Origin of the sequence: Tepidanaerobacter syntrophicus (assembly GCF_001485475.2) — a bacterium.
Lineage (GTDB): Bacteria > Bacillota > Thermosediminibacteria > Thermosediminibacterales > Tepidanaerobacteraceae > Tepidanaerobacter > Tepidanaerobacter syntrophicus.
Genome location: NZ_DF977003.1, coordinates 54,128 through 74,024, shown reverse-complemented (window position 1 = coordinate 74,024; position 19,897 = coordinate 54,128). Strand labels below are relative to the sequence as shown.

General features: G+C 36.7%; 15 protein-coding genes. 6 read left to right on the top strand and 9 right to left on the bottom strand.

Annotation, left to right across the window (positions count from 1 at the left end):
* Positions 1–90 precede the first annotated feature (90 nt).
* The 3 genes from TSYNT_RS09250 to TSYNT_RS09240 all read left to right on the top strand — a co-directional run bounded on the left by TSYNT_RS09250 (position 91) and on the right by TSYNT_RS09240 (position 5,055).
* Positions 91–1,935 carry a CocE/NonD family hydrolase gene (locus TSYNT_RS09250; RefSeq protein ID WP_059033387.1) on the top strand — a complete coding sequence of 615 codons (1,845 nt, stop codon included), beginning with the start codon at positions 91–93 and terminating at the stop codon, positions 1,933–1,935.
* Positions 1,936–2,022: 87 nt separating this feature from the next.
* Positions 2,023–3,219, top strand: coding sequence for a hypothetical protein (locus TSYNT_RS09245; protein ID WP_059033385.1), 1,197 nt, complete (start codon positions 2,023–2,025; stop codon positions 3,217–3,219).
* A gap of 21 nt (positions 3,220–3,240) precedes the next feature.
* The gene (locus TSYNT_RS09240) at positions 3,241–5,055 is read left to right on the top strand and encodes a CocE/NonD family hydrolase (RefSeq protein ID WP_059033384.1); all 1,815 of its coding nucleotides are present in this window, start codon (positions 3,241–3,243) and stop codon (positions 5,053–5,055) included.
* Between the two features lie 172 nt (positions 5,056–5,227).
* Here the strand turns inward: TSYNT_RS09240 and TSYNT_RS09235 are convergent, their stop codons facing one another.
* From TSYNT_RS09235 to TSYNT_RS09215, 5 genes are all read right to left on the bottom strand, one after another.
* Entirely contained in the window at positions 5,228–6,403 is a 1,176-nt protein-coding gene (locus tag TSYNT_RS09235; RefSeq protein WP_059033382.1) for a MalY/PatB family protein, read from the bottom strand.
* Positions 6,404–6,427: 24 nt separating this feature from the next.
* A complete protein-coding gene (locus TSYNT_RS09230; protein WP_059033379.1) occupies positions 6,428–7,705 on the bottom strand; it encodes a dicarboxylate/amino acid:cation symporter in 1,278 nt (425 codons plus the stop codon).
* Between the two features lie 207 nt (positions 7,706–7,912).
* Positions 7,913–9,973, bottom strand: a complete 2,061-nt coding sequence (locus TSYNT_RS09225; protein ID WP_059033377.1) for a sigma-54 interaction domain-containing protein — start codon at positions 9,971–9,973, stop codon at positions 7,913–7,915.
* Between the two features lie 10 nt (positions 9,974–9,983).
* A complete protein-coding gene (locus tag TSYNT_RS09220; protein WP_059033374.1) occupies positions 9,984–11,576 on the bottom strand; it encodes a flavodoxin family protein in 1,593 nt (530 codons plus the stop codon).
* A 72-nt stretch (positions 11,577–11,648) separates the two neighbouring features.
* Positions 11,649–14,933, bottom strand: a complete 3,285-nt coding sequence (locus TSYNT_RS09215; RefSeq protein WP_059033372.1) for a glycoside hydrolase family 10-like protein — start codon at positions 14,931–14,933, stop codon at positions 11,649–11,651.
* Positions 14,934–15,277: 344 nt separating this feature from the next.
* Between TSYNT_RS09215 and TSYNT_RS09210 the strand changes: the two genes are divergently transcribed.
* The 3 genes from TSYNT_RS09210 (at position 15,278) to TSYNT_RS09200 (ending at position 16,231) form a co-directional block, all read left to right on the top strand.
* Positions 15,278–15,484, top strand: coding sequence for a helix-turn-helix transcriptional regulator (locus TSYNT_RS09210; RefSeq protein WP_059033370.1), 207 nt, complete (start codon positions 15,278–15,280; stop codon positions 15,482–15,484).
* Positions 15,481–15,903 (top strand): DUF6773 family protein, encoded by a 423-nt coding sequence (locus TSYNT_RS09205; RefSeq protein WP_059033368.1) that lies wholly within the window; start codon positions 15,481–15,483, stop codon positions 15,901–15,903. The genes TSYNT_RS09210 and TSYNT_RS09205 overlap by 4 nt, the downstream gene beginning before the upstream one ends.
* 103 nt (positions 15,904–16,006) lie before the next feature.
* Positions 16,007–16,231: a NifU family protein gene (locus TSYNT_RS09200; protein WP_059033367.1), complete on the top strand. Its 225-nt coding sequence runs from the start codon at positions 16,007–16,009 to the stop codon at positions 16,229–16,231.
* 207 nt (positions 16,232–16,438) lie between these two features.
* On the opposite strand, the gene cobC is transcribed toward TSYNT_RS09200, so the two are convergent.
* The 4 genes from cobC to cobD are packed head-to-tail and all read right to left on the bottom strand — an operon-like array spanning position 16,439 to position 19,893.
* Positions 16,439–17,068: an alpha-ribazole phosphatase gene (cobC, locus tag TSYNT_RS09195; protein ID WP_059033365.1), complete on the bottom strand. Its 630-nt coding sequence runs from the start codon at positions 17,066–17,068 to the stop codon at positions 16,439–16,441.
* A gap of 4 nt (positions 17,069–17,072) precedes the next feature.
* Positions 17,073–17,810, bottom strand: a complete 738-nt coding sequence (gene cobS / locus TSYNT_RS09190; protein WP_059033363.1) for an adenosylcobinamide-GDP ribazoletransferase — start codon at positions 17,808–17,810, stop codon at positions 17,073–17,075.
* A 23-nt stretch (positions 17,811–17,833) separates the two neighbouring features.
* Positions 17,834–18,787, bottom strand: a complete 954-nt coding sequence (cbiB, locus tag TSYNT_RS09185; protein WP_059033361.1) for an adenosylcobinamide-phosphate synthase CbiB — start codon at positions 18,785–18,787, stop codon at positions 17,834–17,836.
* Complete coding sequence (cobD, locus tag TSYNT_RS09180; RefSeq protein WP_059033360.1) at positions 18,784–19,893, bottom strand: threonine-phosphate decarboxylase CobD; 1,110 nt, start codon at positions 19,891–19,893, stop codon at positions 18,784–18,786. The genes cbiB and cobD overlap by 4 nt, the downstream gene beginning before the upstream one ends.
* Positions 19,894–19,897: the final 4 nt, after the last annotated feature.

Genomic DNA, 19,897 nt, shown 5'->3' with positions numbered 1-19,897 from the left:
ATTCCGACTTATGTCGCATATCTGACTGACGACACCTAATCCAACAGCTATAATAGTTTTATAAAATATCTTCATGGAGGCATAGTTACAATGAAATTAAAGGAGTTTAAAGAAATTACAGGCTTAAGCAAGTGTCCAGTTTACTGGGACAGGCGATATTCGAAAGACTTAGATAAACTTTCTAAGCCTGAATACAGTATTAAAAAAGAAGCAGATGTACCTGTAATACTTCGTGACGGATGCAAGATATACTGCGACATATATCATCCGGCAGAAATCGATCAGGCGCCGGCTTTGGTTGCATGGTCTGCTTACGGTAAAGAAATGCAGGTTATGCGGCATGGCTCATTGCCCAGCTCTTCTAATTATTTTGACCATAGTCTCGAAGCAGGTGACATGGAATTTTTTGTCACACGAGGCTACACTTTTATAATCCCCAATCCCCGTGGAATCGGGAAATCTGAAGGTGAGTTTCTCGGCATCTATAATCCTCAGGAACAAGAAGACTGTTATGATACTGTGGAATGGGCAGGTACTGTCTGCAAGTATTGTAATGGCAAAGTTGCTTTAATGGGATATTCATATTTTGGAATTATACAAGCCCTTGTAGCAGCTCTTCAGCCCCCGCATCTCGTATGTATTATGCCTTTGTCATACACAGATGATTATTATCAGCATGGATACTACGGGGGAGTTGCAAATACTTACATGAATATGTATTGGGAACTTTGCCCTTCTAATAATCCGGTACCTTGGACAACCAAAATGATGTCTGAAGAAGAAATGAAAGAACTTATTTGTGAAATTCAAAAAGATCCAGATATCGCTATAAACTCTTATTTTAATAAAATTTTCAATGTATGGCCGCCTAAATATCACACTTTTTACTTAGATTATTTATTGCACCCCCAGGAAGATGATTTTTGGCGCCCCCGTTCAGTTAAATATAAGTATGACAAAATAAAAGTTCCAATATATTTAAAATGTGGTTGGGCTCCTTCTGGAAGATGGACTGCGCCAGTATTTAACGCCATGAATTCTTCTGAGCTAAGCGTGTATAAACGCTGCGGCGTGATGGAAGATTATAACGGCTTGGAATTACCTTATCGCTTTATGAATGAGGAAATGCTGCGATGGTATGACCATTGGATGAAGGGAATTGATACAGGCATTACTGAAGAACCTCCTATAAAACTCAACATCATGGGTAGGGGTTATAGGTATGAGTATGAATATCCACTAGCAAGAACTGAATACAAAAAGCTGTACTTGCACCCATTTGGCCAGCTTCGCTGGGATCCTGTAATTGACAGTGATCTTCCTCCGGACAGCTTCACTCACCGCCCTCCGCATATTACAACCGATGTAGAATCATTAGTGTATAGAACGAATCGTTTTAATAAGCCTACTGAATTTACCGGTCCGATTGAACTCCATTTATTTGCTGCTATTGACAGCACTGATGCTAATTTTATCTGCAAGGTCTGGCAAATTTTGCAAGATGGCAGTAGGATGCCTGTATGTAGGGCAGGTTATCTTAAAGCCTGCTATAAGCTGGATGAAGAAAAAAGTCTAATCGGAAGGCCGGTCCACGATTACACAAAGCGCTACCCAGTAACGCCAGGCCAAATAAATGAGTATGTAATAGAAATCAATCCCATAGGCATGGTATTCGATCCCGGCACCTCGCTTGAACTGGAAATTAAAGCAATGGACAATTATCCTCCTCAAGCCGGCGCTTGGCAAGGTAAAATGGGTCATCTTGGACCAATTCCAAGCAGTAATACAATCAATTATAAAATTTACAGGGATAATCATTATCAATCCTACATTCTTATGCCTTATATACTTTCAAGTCCTGATGAATTATGGCTTCAGTCAGTTGTAGAAGACAATATTGTTGCAGCCGGCACTGTAAGCGGCGGAACGCACTAAAAATAACTTTAAATTGCGGCGTATCTTCATTATCTCATGCTTAGATATACTTAGATACGCCGCTTATAGCACAAAGGAGTACATGTAATGAGTTGGTCCTTTGAATTGAGTTTTTTTATTTTTTTAATTATTGTTTTTGCCTCCCAGGCATTGGCAGTTCGTCTTCACTCTCTCGTGCCAATGCCGCTGATTATGGGGATATTTTGCATAATCGGATTTGCTTTAAATATTATCCCTAAAGATTTTGTGGTAAATTCAAATATGACCGCCGTAGGAACTATTGCTTTTAATGTTTTTGTTATTCACAATGCTACCATGATTGATATCAGTTTTCTAAAAGAGCATTCTACAGACGCCATAGCTTGTATCTTAGGTTCGCTAATACTTACATGCATTTTGGCACTCTGCACAAAAGGCATTTTAGGGCAAAAGTTATCATTGCTTTCTCCTGGTCCAGTTTTAGGCAGCGGAGCCTCTTGTGCCATTGCATCTTATTCCGTCAAAAGTACCCACCCCGAACTTTCAGTCTATCCATGGATGATTTTCATGTTTCAAGGTCTTTTTTCAGTACCTGTTGTGACATGGGCGCTTAAAAAAGAGGCAAAAATTATTTTAAATAATTACAATGACAGCGAAGACGAAACATGTGCTTTTAATCCTATAGAGAACAATAAAAGGTCAAATTTACTTCATATCAATGGTTTATGCAAAAAGGTCCCTTCTGCATATAAGACTCCGGCCTACTATCTTGGAACTATTATGATTGTCAATATTTTTAGTAAATACTTATATACCGAATTTCTTACACCATGCAAATTAAACACTAATGTAATAGCCCTATGCATTGGTTTCATTTTTGCTCAATTAGGTTTTTTGGATAAGGCACCTTTAAACAAATCTGATTCTTTCGGTTTGCTGCTTATGGGTCTTATGGGACTCATGGCAAATACTCTTGCAAATACTCCCTTGGATAGTATTTTATCATTGTTTGGTCCAATAATTTTTGTCTTTTCTGTTTCTACGCTAGTGCTTATACTATGCGGAATTGCTGCGGGCAGGTTATTTGGTTATAGTTCATATCGTGGAATTGCCTTGATGGCCAATTGTATGATGGGTTTTCCTGTAAATGAAATGCTTTTACAAAACGTGGCAAAGCTTGCTGAAAGCGATTCAGAAAAGGAATATTTGGCAAAGCAGATTTTTCCGATCTTAAATACCGGAACTATGTTGATAGTAAATACAATTTCAATTTTGATAGTAAGTATTATGGTGAATTTTATTTAATAATGCTAGGAGGAAATTATTATGTCAAAACTTCTGTCTGAATACTTGGGTCTTGATGTTCTACCTCATTACTGGGATAAGAGGTATACCAAAAATCTTGATAAATTATCCAAACCTATTTACAAGGTACAGAAAATTGAAGATGTCTGGCTTACTTTGCGCGATGGCACAAGACTTTGCACTGATATTTATGTGCCAGTGGGCGCTAAGGCTTGTCCGGCACTGCTTGCATGGTCTGCTTATGGTAAAACCATACAAGGCATTAAAAGAGGCGCGATACCTCCGGAATCATTGCTGTTTGATCATAGTCTTGAAGCTGGCGATATAGATTATTTTGTCTCAAGAGGCTATGTTTATGTTATTCCAGACCCTCGAGGTATTGGTAAATCCGAAGGCGTATTCTATGGCGTATACAACCCTCAAGAACAAGAAGATATTTATGATGTCATAGAATGGATAGCAGCTCAAAGCTGGTGTGACAGCAATGTCGGCATGATAGGCTATTCTTATTTTGGTATTATACAGATTTTAGCTGCTGCAAAACAGCCACCACATTTAAAATGTATAATGCCGTGTTCTTTTGTAGATGACTATTACCAGCATGGATACTACGGCGGAGTAGGCTCCACCTATATGAGTATTTATTGGGAACTTTGTCCTTCTAATAAGCCCATGCCCTGGTCAATAAAAATGTATGGCGAGGAAAAAGTAAGGCAAATGATGACAGAGCGCTTAAAAGATCCGGATATTGCTGTAAATTCATATTTTACTAAAATTTTAACAACTTGGCCTCCGACATATCATACTTTCTTTCTTGACTATTTATTGCATCCACTAGACGGAGAATATTGGCGTCAAAGATCCGCCAATCAAATTTATGAAAAAGTAAAAGTCCCGGTTTATTTGCATTGCGCATGGTCTCCGATGGGCAGATGGAGCGCACCTATCTTTTCTGCAATGAATGACAAACGTCTGAATTGTCCAAAGCGTCTCGGAGTGTTAGAGGGTTATGACGGCTTAGAGCTTCCATACCGTGCATTAAATGAAGAATGTCTGCGTTGGTATGATATGTGGCTTAAAGGTATTGACACAGGAATCATGGATGAACCTTTATATAAAATAAGTATAATAAATTCAAGCGTACGTTATGAGCATGAATGGCCTTTGGCAAGAACTCAATGGAAAAAGCTGTACCTACGTTCTTTTGGAAGGTTGCGCTGGGACAGCGAACCTGACAGCAATCTTCCGCCTGATGGGTTTACTCATTTGCCACCGTCTGTTTCGACCGAGGTAAATAAGCTCACTTACCGAACATCGCCTTTTCCACATCAAAAAGAGTTTACAGGTCCTATAGAATTACATTTATTTGCCTCCATAGATACAACAGATGCAAATTTCATTGTTAACCTGTATGATGTTTTGCCTGATGGTTCCCGGATGCCGCTGCCTCGCTATGGAGCGCTTAGGGCATCGCATCCGTTAAATGTTGAAAAATCAACTATCGGTTCACCTGTTCATAACAATTCGGTTTCTATACCTGTAAAACCCGGAGAAATAAATGAATATGTAATCGAAATAAATCCCACTGCCATTGTTATTCCTCAGGGTCATATGTTAGAACTTGAAATTACCAGTATGTGCCCTAATGAATGTCATAAAGAAACCTGGATAGGTAAGGTTGGCAATATGAATGTCATTCCTTCGAATGCAACAACAAGCTATAAAATATATCGAGATAGCGACCACCCTTCTTATATCTTGCTACCTGAAATTCCGTATACTCCTTCAGATTTGTGGCTGCAACCGATAGAGGATACTCTAGTGGATTATTTATAGATATAATTTTGCACAAACATTATTTTAAAGCAAAAACAGATATGGCGCCAGAAGAAGTATTATATGTAACGAATTAACTTCTTGACAGTAAAGTAAATTATAGGTTCTTCAAATACCTCTTGATAAAGCAAAACTCAAGAGGTATTTGAAGCATATAAATGGTATCACAATGTTAAATCACTTCCACGGTCGCCTTTTTTAGCTTTTCCATCGCATTCTCAAGCAATGCTCTTGGACAGCCTAGGTTAAGCCTCATAAATCCCCTTCCATTTTCTCCGAACCAGTATCCGCTATCAAGTGCTAAACCTGCTTTGTCCACAAATAATTTATCGATTTCTTTTTCATTTAAGCCAAGCCCCCTGCAATCAAGCCACATAAGATAAGTTCCCTGCATTTTTGTGGGTCTTATTCCCTTTATGTTTTTATTTATATAATCATATACAAAATTCGCATTGCCCTCAAGATATTCTATAAGCTCGTCTACCCACTCTGCCCCCTGTTCATATACAGCCTGAGTTACTACTCTGCTAAATACGTTTGACCTGTTAAGATCCAATAAACTTAACTCTTTTTTATATGCATTCATTTTCTCATTATCAAATATAATACAATATGCGCTGTGAAGACCTGCGATATTAAATGTTTTGCTAGGTGCAGTACAAGTTATCGAATTCATTTTAAATTTTTCGGATATGCTGGCAAACGGTACGTGAGCACTATTTTTAAATACAATATCGAAATGGATTTCATCAGAGACTACAAGCACTCCGTTTTTTAAACATATTTCTCCAAGCTGCTCTAACTCTTCCCTGCTCCAAACTCTCCCAACTGGATTATGAGGGCTGCACAATATAAGCATTTTACAGGCCGGATCAGATGCCTTCTTCTCTAGGTCATCAAAATCCATTGTATATTTACCATCTTTGACTACTAGTGGATTTTCTACAATTTGTCTATTGCTTCCTTTTATTACATTAAAAAACGGATAATATACAGGAGTTTGTATGATAACTTTGTCTCCTTCCTGCGTAAACTTTCTTACCATCATGTTCAGAGCAAAAACTACTCCGGGTGCATACTCTATATTTTCCTTTGCAGCATCCAGATTATGCCGCAGTTTTAACCACTTTACTATAGCATCATAAAACTGATCCGGTCTTCTCGTATATCCAAAGATCCCGTGTTGAGCCCTTTTTGTTATAGTAGATATTACAAAATCCGGTGATTTTATATCCATGTCAGCTACCCAAAATGGCATTAAGTCATTTCTTCCAAAATTTATATCCATTTCATCATACTTTACTGAATCTGTGTTTCTTCTGTCAATTATTTCATCAAAATTATACATTCAAATCCCTCGATCCATTTTTTATTATTCAACTACATCAACTGCTTTTTGCAATTTTGCTTTTTCAAGCCAATCCTTGCCATCAACGGTTCGACTTACCATCATGCATACTACAGTATCCCCTGTTGAATTTATCATTGTCGCGATAGCATCTGTAAGTAAGCCGATAGTTACAATAATAGGGAGAACTTCCTGGTTAAATCCATAAAAACTTACTATCATTATATCTCCCATCATTCCTCCGCTTGGAATCCCGCTCAGCACTACACCCGTCAAAATAGAAAGAAGTGTTGCTGTTGTCCATACACCAATTCCCTTAAAGTCCAAACCAAAAATCCCAAATAAAAATGCTATTTTCATCAAGCTGGTAAGCACAGTGCCGTCCATGTGAATCGTAGCTCCTAATGGAAGAATTATACTGCTTATATCATCCTTTACTCCGATTTTTTTAGTTATGGATAGATTAGTAGGTAAGGTTGCAATGGAGCTTTGGGTCGCAAGAGATGTTACAACTGCAGGGAATATATTTTTATAGAAAACTTTAACACCTTCCATCCCGGCTGCGTAGTAGACATAAGCGGTAAAACCTATTAGAAAATACAATATGCAAATAGGAAAAAACATTATAATGGCTCTACTGTATGCTCCAATCAAGTTCGTGCCATAGTCCCCTACCAATGCGGCAAAATAAGCTCCTAAGCCTATTGGTGCATAAAGCATAATAAGATTTATCATCTTCATAAACGCCTCTGACATAGTGTCAAAAAATGTAATTACAGGATTGTCTTTGCTGTCCTTTATCACCAACCTTATGCAATACCCAAGTGCAATAGAAAAAATTATAAGCGGCAACATGGCTTTTTTAGAAAGTATAAGATTAAAATCATTTACCGAAACTGCTTGCACTATCTGGGTCAAAAAGTTAATTTCTTCTGGTTTCTCATATTCTCCTAAAGAAATATTTATTCCTTGAGCAGGAGGGAAAATTGTTAAAATTATTATTATAAATATAGAAGCGATGATTCCAGTGATCACAAAAAATATAAGCGAGTGTTTTAAGATTTTTCCTAATCTTTCCATATTTGTCATTTTCGCAATCGAACTTGACAAGCTAAAAAAGACAAGAGGAACTACAACTGTAAACATCAAATTTAGAAATAGTTCTCCAAAGGGTTTTAATACTACTGCCTTCTCTTTAAATATCAATCCAATAATGCAGCCTGTAACAATTCCAACAATTAAGAGAATGATAAACCTATAGCTTCCGAGAGCACCTCTTTTTTTAGATTTTTCTGTTTGCATGAATTATTCCTCCTTGTTTTATTTCAATAAGTTTTATTTCTATAAATAATGCAAGTTGTGTGCCATTAGAAATTTTTGCGTTTTATATTCAAACAACAGCCCGAAGGCTGTTGTTCTAAAGATAGATTTTAGATTTGACAGTTTAAAAAACAATTTTATAAAATATGAACAGGGTTATTAGTCTTTTAGTTTTACCTGCAAACCCTATTAATTGGCATTTAGTTTCTTAAGAGCTTCAAGAAATTCTATCCCCTTTGGACTAATCGTGCTTCCGCCTCTTCCTCTTGATGAATTTGTAAGCTCGTAATAGGATAACTTCTTTAATACACTTTTAACATCATATTCTGAAAGATTGAATCTTTTATTATATGCCTTTTGGCTTATTGTCTTCCTTCCTAATTTTTCTCTATTAAGAAACGCTTCATGAAGTATTTCTAACACTACTAAGCACTTTTCATCTTCAAGTATCTCATCTAATTGATCAAATTTTAAATCTCTCCTGACTTCATTGCTAATTCTTCTTCTAATATGATAAGGCAAGTCATCTATTTCGATTTTAGATTTTTCCAGATTATCCAGATACCTTACGCAATTAATCAGCTCTCGGATATTTCCATCCCAATTATATTCTTTCAAAGCATTCATAGTTTCTTTTGTTATCACAAAGTTTCCATGCATGCTGTTCTTAAAATATTCAATTAGAACTTCTATATCTTCTTTCCTATCTCTTAAAGGCGGAACATAAATCGGCAGCACATTAAGTCTGTAATAAAGATCTTTTCTGAAAAGACCTTTTTGAATTTGTTCCTCTAAATCTAAATTTGTCGCAGCAATAATCCTCATATCCACTTTTATAACTTCACTGCCGCCTACTCTCATTATTTCTCTTTCTTCAATTACTCTTAAGAGTTTTGCCTGTAATTCTATGGGCATCTCTCCGATTTCATCTAAAAACAATGTACCATTATTAGCCATTTCAAAAATTCCTTTTTTGCCACTTTTAGATGCCCCGGTGAAAGCCCCTGCTTCGTATCCAAAAAGTTCGCTTTCAAGAAGGGAAGGATTAAATGAAGCACAGTTTACAGCAACAAAGTGCTTATCTTTATTATTAGAAAGGTTGTGAATCGCTTGGGCTACAAGCTCTTTTCCGGTACCGCTTTCACCTGTTATCAATACCGATGCTTTTGATTTTGCCATTCTCTTGATTAAATTACGAACTTCTTCTATTTCAGAGCTATTTCCTAGGATTTGATCAATGGTATATTTTGCCACATGCCCCTTGTTCATAAGCTGAAGTCTTAATTTGTTCTGTGCATCTTCCTTGGATTGAAAGTCCTCTATAATTGCATATGATCCATTATACTTTCCATCTTTTTCTAAAATTGGATAGCAAGATAAACTAATATACTTACCATTTATTTTGACCAACTTATCCTTTATTTGTTTATCCGAAAAATCAATCTCCGGCAATATTTTATTTGCAGCTTTCCCCAGCATATCAATTTTATTAATTCTAACAATGTTTTCAGCATTGCCGTTGCAAGAAACAATTATATTGTCCTTATTTGCATATATAACGCCCTTATCCATAAGACTCAAAAGAGCATCAAGCTGGTTTTTTAGTGCATTTGACTTGCCTAAAAGATATTCTACTCCTATGTTATACGTCACAAGAGTATCAAAGTATTCTGACACACTTTTATTAGCTAAGTATTCTTCCAATCCAAGATTTATAAACAATTCTACAATAGTGCTTTCATCGATTAATCTATGTCCTAAATCATAAACCCGTTTTGCTCTTTGGGGAACAAAACGCATTTCTCCTGTAGTAACAGCAACATCTATATTAGGTATTTTTCCCATGTTTGGATAAACGGGTATAAATTTAATATAATCAAAGCCCAGTTGATATAAGAGTCCTATGGTTTCAGCAGCCATCTCCGGACTCAAATTCACTAGCATTGCTGTGTCTACATCCGTTAGGGATTTTAGAATATTATAGCCTTTTTTGGAAAGGGTAAGCTTTGCTATTACAACATTAAAATCATCGGTAAGATAATTCCTCAGCATCTCATATTGTGAATATGTACTTATTAAAATTGTATCCAAGTTTTTAATCTGATTGATGATGTTTTGGCTATCAAAATTATTATTCTCAAAAGAAAAATCAAAAATATCTACATCGTCACCAAAAACTTTTTCTAGATTTTCCTTGTAAGATCTGCCGACAGCTGCACTAAAGGTTACTATGCCTAATTTCTTTGTCATATATTCCTCCCTACCCCCTTGCAATTCTTTCAGGATACCATTTTGCAAACCATGCTGTAAAAAGCCCCATTAATAAGGGGGCGAGCAGATTGATTAGTCCTATGTATTTTGCCACGGCACTGCTCATTAAGAAATATGAGTATATGGCAATAATTAGATATAACATACCCCAAGCTAAGGTTAGAATCTTGTTTGTTTTTATAAACAGCGGATTAGCAAACGCTTCGTCGCCATTATAATCATTACTTGAATAGTAGGCTGTCAGCGGAATTTTGGCAAGGCACGATAAAATCCACATTAACCCAAACAGCAGGTAGGATAAACAAACTATAAGTTTTAAACTTATGTTAAGCAATGCTAAAACACTTAAAGCAGAAACCATTATAATGCTTGTTTTGTCGTATATTGTCAGCTTGAATTTGTATGTTAAAACCGGAATAATCGAGCATACTATAACCCCCGCAATACCCGCCCATGTTTTATTTATCGGAAGTAATACCCATAAGATTATCCATTGAATTAAAAGGATATTCATATTGGTTTTAGGTTCAGCCTTGGGAATAGATTTTTTTGTGCCAAAATAATCATTCATTCTGAGCATTGTATTAAAATCGCCTAAGACTCTGCACTGTTTTTTCATCATTGCCGCTGCACCGTTTGCTTTTCCCTCTGAAATTTTATTCCATAAATCAAATGTTGTTTCAATTCGTGTAGTATATGGCATAAAATCATCAGTTTTCAGGATGCACTTTTCTTTTTCGAGCCATAACTGATATGTTTTATTAATGTCGGCAAAATGAAATTCAATCACGGCATCTTTTGCATAGCTTTGCGGGTTGTATACTGCAGCCATTTGCCGCATATAGTTATAAGATTTATCATCTTGGTTACGGTTTTTAGCAGGCTCGTTAATCTGCCAGCTGGCATCTGCTGTTTCAACGAATACTTTCGGCGGCAATATGAGTTCATTTAACTTATTTTGCGTGAGCTCAGAAAACTTCCCTGTTTCTGCAAATTCTCTGCCTGCTTGTTCTGCATAATATAAATATTCAGAAGTTTTACCGTCAAGCTGAGGCACAGAAAAAAGTTCTCCTTCAGGACAGATTATTTTCGTCAGTTTATCCCCAAATATAATCTCAAATTGGCGAAAAAGTGCGTCATAGTTATTTTTTACAGTGTAAAATCCGCAAGTTGAAATAAGAACATAGCGTTGATGTGATAAATCATAACGTGGAGGGTGGCCCGTTGTCCCGTCTTCGTTTATGCTCATATATGGTAAATTTGTCGGCAGCATGCGGTCAAGAAAAGCCTTGATTTTTGACGGCATACCAAAATAATAGAGCGGAAAACTCCATATGATAAGATCTGCTTTGATATATTGCTTAATAAGCTCTTCCATGTCATCTTTAATGACACATCTGCCCGGCGTTTTTGTCCAACAGGTAAAGCAGCCCCGGCAGGGCTCTATGTTTTTTGTTTTGATTTCCACAATGTCTATATTGTGCCTTTGCTTGCTGCAAAGCCCCTTTAAAAAGGCTTTCGTTATTTTGAGAGTATTGCTTCGCTCCCCCTTCGGGCTGCCATTGAGCACTAAAATATTCATAGCGCTGCCTCCAAATATAATGAAATATCAGTACCTTGTTAATCCATAAAAATTCACCAGTTTCAAATATCCTTATTCCATTACTTTTGCCTTTGTTCTGATTGTTGTTTGATTGCTTCTGAATATCTTTTTCCCGGAAGCGTCAAAACCTCGTATTTCATAATAGTATATTGTATCAGGCTGGAGGTTTTCATCTATAAAAATTCCATCAAAATTTCCGGATATCTTTTTACCATTGCGATAAAGCGTATATCCTGCAATATCTGAATCAACCACCGTTGCGGTAAAGCTTAAGGCGGCTTGTGTATCAGTTACATCCGATGCGGTCAGTTTTCCTAAATCCGAACTTGCTACCACATCTTTATTATTCTTATTTACTGTAAATCTTATCTTATTATCCGCACTTTTGTAAGTGTCAAAATTAAAGGTATCCAAGATTTCGATTATGACTGTTGCTCTTCCTTTTTTGTTGATTCTAAGGACATCATCATCAATATCGGCTATTTGGGCATCGCTGGTGATTATATTATATTGACTGCTGTCAAGATACATAATGGCAGAGCTGTTATCGCAAAATACGGCTTTCGCCTTCAAAGGCGCTTCTTTTTCCTCCTTCAGCATCTTTACCGGTATCACAGCCTGAAATTCCCTGACTTTATGGTTTGCCATAAAACTATGATTTGAAATATATTCTTCTAAGATATTAAGCGCAGCATTAAGGTCTGCCTTGATTTTCGCGGCTACTTGCATATTTAGAGTTTCATCGCTGTCAACTATATCAATTAAATCTTCAATGTTACTTTTAATTGAACCTGCACTTTTTGCCGCATCTTTATCATTTTTAAAATCAACTTTAATGTTCCTGACGAGTTCTTTATATTTCTGAGCCTCCTTATTATCCATGCCGCCATATTTTAAATATATGTCATCGATCTTTCTTAAAATATCGGAAAACATAAGGTTTACAGATTGCTCGGTATCTTCCGTTGTAATTGCAGGCTGTCTGAACACGCCGAGTTTTAGCGCGCTGTCATATCCTCCGCTAAAAAGCGACTGAAGTTCAAAAATTCCTACACCGTTTGCAGATGCGGCTCTTGCAGCTGCAATTTGCCTTAAAAATATCTGTATATCAGGTTTTGTAGTTGTGGCAAGCCCCACATTTACCTGCGCATGTCCTTTGGCAAAAGCTTGTGTTTTATTTATATCTTCAACAACCGGCTGTTCGTAAAGATAATATGACATAGGTATTATTGTGTTAATATAATCCTGCGATATCCAATCCTTTGGATTTTGAAATGTGTCTATTATAGTCTTGTTATAATCCGGCCATACATCTATAGATATTTGAATATCCGGTTTTATAGACTTGACTTCCGAAATAACCCTGTATGCAAAGGAATTTATTATGCCGACTCTAAAATCGCACCAATCCTGCCACAATTCATCCTCCGCAGTCAATGATGCAGGATCGGCTCCAGCGTAATTTTTGAAAAGCTGCCGTGTGTATGAATCGTACCCGAAATCATTAGAATAATCACCAGACTCCGGATATCTCATATAGTCAAACTGTACGCCGTCAATGTCATATTTTTTGACAAGTTCTTTATACATTCCTGATATAAAATCACGAACTTCGGGCAGGGCCGGATTCAGGTAATAATATTTAGTTCCCAAACTGTCTTTAAAGTATCTATCGCCCTGCTTGCTCTCAATCATCCATTCAGGCTTTTTCTGTGCTACATTTTGACCTACCAAAAAATCCTCAACCCACGCATAAAGCTTTATTCCTCTGGCATGTGCCTCTGTAATATATGCTTGCAGCACATCAAACCCATTATATATAGGATTATGCTCCATGATTTCATTATTTGTCGGGTATATGCTGTATCCATTCCAGTACGTTTCAAGATAAACGGTATTTATATTGATATCTTGCAGCATGTCAAGGCGCTGTTTTACTTCATCAATGCTGGTTTCCCGGGGCCTGTGCCATACCGCCCTGTTTTCAACTTTTGGTGATTCAAATGTCATATAATAAGCTATATTTACCTCATTTTGTATATCATTTACGGTTTGTATCAGCTCTCTGTAATCACCTTGACTTAACAGTTCATGCACTTTTTGCATTTGGGATTTGGTCAAATCTATTTTATTTTGTATTTCATCATAATCAATATCGATATATTGTATTTTAGCCAAATTCAAACAATCCTGAGCCGCTTCTATGGCAAGGTCGGCTGTGCCAACATAAGAATCCGGTGTGAAAATAATCCTTACTTCATGTTTCTCTTTATTCAAGATCACTCTTGACCCTAAACGAGCGTAACTTTGCAGCCAATTTGCTCGGATTCCGTGACCGGATATTACAAACCCGCCATCTGGGATTTGCAGATTGTTTCCACCCACATTCACTATTTTACCGTCTTCTTGAACAGCCACTTCATAGCCGTATGGGTTTGTGCCGGTATAATCACCGTAACTTGAGTCGTAGATTATTATCTGGTCCGGACCGCGGAAACCATCATATGGCTTGTCATTTTTCTTGTCCCAAGCCAAGGGATTATCTTCAATAGACATGGGGTTAAACGCATCATATGTATTCTTGCCGGCACTGTAAAGTTTCATATTATCTGTTACGACTGTTACTTTATCACCGAGTTTGACGTTTTCATGCAGCTGATTATAGAAGGAATTCCCGGAATGTATTGATATAACTACCCCGTTTGATGGTATGGGCGAGTTGTTGTCTACTACTCCGCCGTCATTTTTTATATCAGCGATATCACAAACAGCTCCGTCCACCACCGTTAATTCCATTCCCCACCCATTAGTCTTTGTAGACTTTCCATAGGACGAATCATATAATACGATGCAATTTGCATTTCTTTGTGAATTGACATCATCTATCGGTATAATCAAATCCCCTAGTTTAAAATACTTCTCAGGCAGAATAGGCACATCCAAATTTATAAGTGCTGCTTCATCACCTATATTAACATTTTCTACAGAATCGGCCTTCTCTGTTGCATATGAAATAACATAGCCGTCTGCCGGGATATAAGTGCCTTTGAGTCCGTTGGTATTTTTATATGCTACTATATTATTTACAATTACTAGTTCAACAATACCATTGGTAAAAGGTTTTGTGTATTCTCCAAAATTTCTGGTATAAATCGCAACTTGCTCTTGCTCTCGCTCTTTATCAACCAAATCTATGAAGCAGGCGGCGCCATTTTCAAAGACAATCTTTGGCATGCCGGATGCCGCTATATCCATAGTGCTGGCTCCTGCACTAAACTGCATCATGAAGAGAGCCGCGATAAAAGCGCCTAGTGCGATGGTCTTGGTAACTTTCAAATCGTTTAACTCCTTTCGAGTTTTGGACAAGATACATTGTATATATCAGTATGTATCAATTATAGCAGGTAACAGCGAAAAACCCAACCAATTCCCTTGTCAAAAATTGTTTTTTTTAGTAACGGTCTATCATTCTGAGCACAGCGAAGAATCTTATTTAGTTCTTACAAGGATCCTTCACTGCGTTTAAGATGACAGGCTGGTATGTTCAGTATAGAAAGTCGTTTTAGCCTCGGATATTAGCCTTATTTAATAATTTTTCAAATAAGTTCGTCATTATTTGTAAAATATATTTGACTTTAGTAATATATATGTTACAATATAGATAAAGGAGGTGCCGGGGTTTGATTAACCGCATTAAATTAGCTAGAATGGAGAAGGGCCTAACCCAGCAAGAGCTGGCAGATGCTGTGGATGTCACGCGACAAACAATTCATCTGATCGAAAAAGGTAAATATAATCCTTCACTGAAGTTATGTCTTTCCATATGTCATGTTTTAGATAAAACTCTGGACGATCTATTTTGGATTAAGGAGGAAGATAATAAATGAAAAAACCAGTTCGGGACGAAAGGATTATTCAAGAAGCCATGAAGCAAAACAGCCTGGGCTTTACAATTTTATTTTTTGGGCTTTTATTTGATATACTCTGCAGGCAATTTTTGTTCCACCAGCCGATCTCAAGTTATTGGGACTTAGCTTTGCTATTTTTTGGAACAAGTATTTATTTAGCTGTAAAACGGATAAGCTCAGGCATTTATACCGGTAAAGTCAGCGTAAAACGCATCATTCCATCATCTATAATAGCATCAATTGTATATTCTGCCGTAAATTATCGGTATTTTAAAAACACTGATCTTCTTGAACTTTTTATCGGTGCGATTACTTTCTTTGTGGGATTTTTAGCTGTAAACTTGTTAATGCAGTACGTTTCACAGAAAAAGAATAAGCAAATATTAAAAGACGAGTAGTCTATTTGTAAATACTTATAATTTTTTTCGTTGAATATAAGAATATTATCTGTTATAATAAGAATGATTTTAAATAAGATGTATTTGAAAGGAGTTGTTTGATTTGAAGGAAAAGGTGCAGGATATTTTAGATAAAATTCGTCCGTCGCTTCAAGCAGATGGCGGAGATGTTGAGCTGGTAGATGCAGACGAAGCTACTGGCATAGTAAAGGTACGTCTTTCCGGAGCCTGCGGCGGTTGCCCATTTGCAACTATGACGCTAAAAAACGGTATAGAAGAAGTTTTAAAAGATGAAATCCCTGAAGTCAAAGAAGTTCAGCAGGTTTAATCGTAATTTTAGTGGTCAGTTTTAGAACTGGCCACTTTTCTTTTGTATAGATATCCACTGGCGCTATGCCAGTGGATAAAAAGGCTTTAGCTATAAGCAGAATTAACTATAACAAAGAATAAACTCCTATGATAAAATAAAAGCAACTGACAATCGCAAACATAAAAATCATAGGAGGTGTCAATACACCATATAGTGTTTACACCTCTATATTATACCTAGGTGGCTGGTGTTATTTACCGTAACTATAAAAGCATCGCTTTCCCTAAGTTCCTTTTGGCCATCATATTCGATAATAGTAAGGGATGTATTGCTTATTTTAAACTTCCAGAAAAAACTTGGCTTTAAGTCGAGAAGGGTAAAAAGCATAGCCCTTATAGGACCAGCATGGCTTACTACCAGGATGCGCCCATCTGGATTATTTTTTGCAGTCTCCATTAAAAATTTCGATACCCTTTGGCATAATTCAGAAAGACTTTCTCCCTCTGGCGGTCTAGTATAATAAGGGTTATCTATCCAATTTTGGTATTCTTGTGCCCATTTTTCCATTATTTCTTCATAGGTCAGCCCCTCCCATATACCAAAAGAGAGTTCCCTTATCATTTTTGTCGGCACTACTTTTAGATTGTGGGGCTTTGCTATGATTTCAGCGGTTTCTATAGTCCTTTTCAGGTCGCTTGCAAATACACCGTCGAGTTTTTCGTCCTTTAATTTATCCGCAAGGCACTCGGCTTGAAACCTACCCTCTTCAGCAAGTGGTATATCTGATTGTCCTTGGTATTTCTTTTCTGTATTCCAGATGGTCTCACCATGTCTTACTAAAAAAAATCTTGTCAAAATATCACCCAATCTTAAAGGAAATTATCAAAAAAATCAGCAAAGCAACCGTTTCGCAAAATTCATTAGTTGCTCCGTATGTATCCCCCGTCATACCTCCGAATTGTCTAATTATATATTTTATAAAAGCAAAACCGCACAAAAATGTTATAAAGCTAGCAGCGATTCCTTTGGGGCCGGCGGTAAAGTATATTATTAATAAAGTGAAAACGCTTGCCATAGTAAAGGAAGAAATGCTTTGTCCTGTAAAAGCCTTGCCTAAACCTTTCTTGCGAATATAAGGATAAAACACCATAGAATATGTCATTATCCATCGGCTTATCACCGGGAAACAAATCAAAGAAGATATCATCCATTTTTCAGGAAGCGAAAAAATAAAAAGAAATTTAAGCAAGATTATCAATACAATCCCTATGACTCCATAAGCCCCTGAACAACTATCTTTCATAACGGCCAGTTTTTTTTCTCTATCTCCATAACAAAAAATTGCATCTGTTGTATCGGCAAAACCATCTAAATGCATGCCACCGGTCATAGCGACATGAAAGGCAGTGGCTATACCTGCCGCAGCGCTAAGCGGCATTATTTTTTGAGCCAAAACATATACAAGGGCTAAAAAACCGCCTATTATCGCACCTGCCACCGGAAAAAACGGCAAAGAAGAAGCAATCTTTTCATCGTCGAGTTCTATTTGAGGCAGTGGCAAGCGAGTTAAAAATAGCAGTGATACGTAAAATCCCATTTATCAGCAGTTCTCCCTTCTCTTTATAAAATTGCGCAGCGGATTACTTCACCAATAATAAGGCCTAAAATCGATGTTAATATGCTGAGCTTTACTGTAGTTTTTATATCTTCCAGCACAATTTCTCTAAAGTTTTCTCCCATATATTCTCTAAAACTCATTACGCCTCCGTATGAATTATATCCTCCGAGCCTGATGCCTAGCACTCCTGCTGTTATAGCCTCAGGTATACCACTGTTGGGACTTTCATGCTTTTTAGCATCAGAGATTAAAGTCTTTAAGCCGCCTCTTGTATTAAGGCGCATAAAAGATGACGCAAGGAGCATTAAAATACCACCGATTCTTGCAGGAATAAAATTCGCTATATCGTCCATTTTTGCAGAAAACCATCCCAAATCTTTATATCTTTTATTTTTGTAGCCCACCATCGAATCCAGCGTATTTATCGCTTTATAAGCTAATGCCAAGGGAGCGCCGCCGATAAAAGCATAAAACAATGGAGATATTATACCATCCATAGTGTTTTCGGCAACTGTTTCAACCACGGCTCGGCATATTTCTCTTGAGTCAAGATTTACAGTGTCTCTGCCCACAATAAAAGAAAGTCTTTTTCTTGCACTTTCTATATTGTTTTTCTTTAATTCTTCAAAGATTTTAAAGGCTTCCTCAGATAAATTTTTTAGGGCAAAGGCGGTATATAAAAGCCAGATATTTATTATTTGATCTAAAAACCAGTTAAAATTACTTGCTGTCTTAATTATAAAGAAAGTTACGAAATATACAGTAAAAACAACGATTACCCATAAGATAATCCCTGCTGCTTTCAGGCCTTTTGATGTCTTAAAAACAGTTCTAAGGCAATTTTCTAAAAAGCTTATAAACCTACCTATAAGCACTACAGGATGTGTGGGCCTTCTAGGGTCACCCAAAATTATATCAAGTAAAAATGCAAGCAAGATTGATATGCCTATATTCATAAGTTGTCCTCTTTTTTCGTATTTATGCAAAGTATCTCATTTAGTGCAGAAATTAATATATCATTTTCTTCTGATTTTTTTACTGCAATTCTGAAGAAATTCTCATTTAAAAAATCATAATTTGAGCAGCTGCGGATTAAAATCTTTTTTTGTTTTAGCTTCTCAGCAAGCGCTGTAACTTTAATTTTGCCTATTGTTTTTGCAAAAATAAAGTTCGCTTCCGGAAACACAGGCTCCAGATTAGGTATTTTGCTAATATTTTTCCAAAGTCGTTTTTTCTCTCTTGAGATATAGGATCGTGTATCTTGAATATATTTTTCGTCTTTAAATATCTCTGTTCCAACAAATCCTGCAAAGGTATTGATATTCCAGGGATCCTTTAAATTATAAAATGTTCTCATAAGTTCAGGATTCGTAAGAACAAACCCCAACCTTAGACCTGGTATTGCAAAAAATTTCGTTACAGATTTTAATATTATAAGATTATCATATTGTTCAATAAAATCTACCATGCTTTCATTTTCTTCTACAAAATCCATAAAAGCTTCATCAATCATCAGGTAGGAATTTCTGGTTTTAAGCTCTTCCAGCGTTACTGTTAAATCACTTTTCTTGGCGATGATACCAGTGGGATTATTTGGATTACATACTATAAAAAGTGAATTTGGGCTTATGGTATTTTTTATTCTATTAAATAACTCTGTATCCAGAATAAAGTTATTAGCGGTAAGATCTAAAAGACGTGTTTTAAGCCGGCGATTCTTGCAAATACGGGCATATTCTAAAAAAGTAGGTGAAGGTATTATAACTTCTTTCGGCTCTATCGCTTCAAACACTATATTTATAAGTTCCACAGAACCATTGCCCGGCATGATGCAGGATGGCTTGGTGCCATAATAAGATGCCGCTGCTTCTCTTAATTCGTTTTGCTCTGTATCAGGATAATAAGCAATATCTTTTATGTGTTCTAATATGATTTTTTCAACAGCATGCGGAAATCCTAAAGGGTTGATGTTGGCACTAAAGTCCAATATCTCATTAGGTGACACATTTAGTTCTTTTGCAGCTTTATATACATTTCCTCCATGAATGCGATCTTTTTGCATTTTT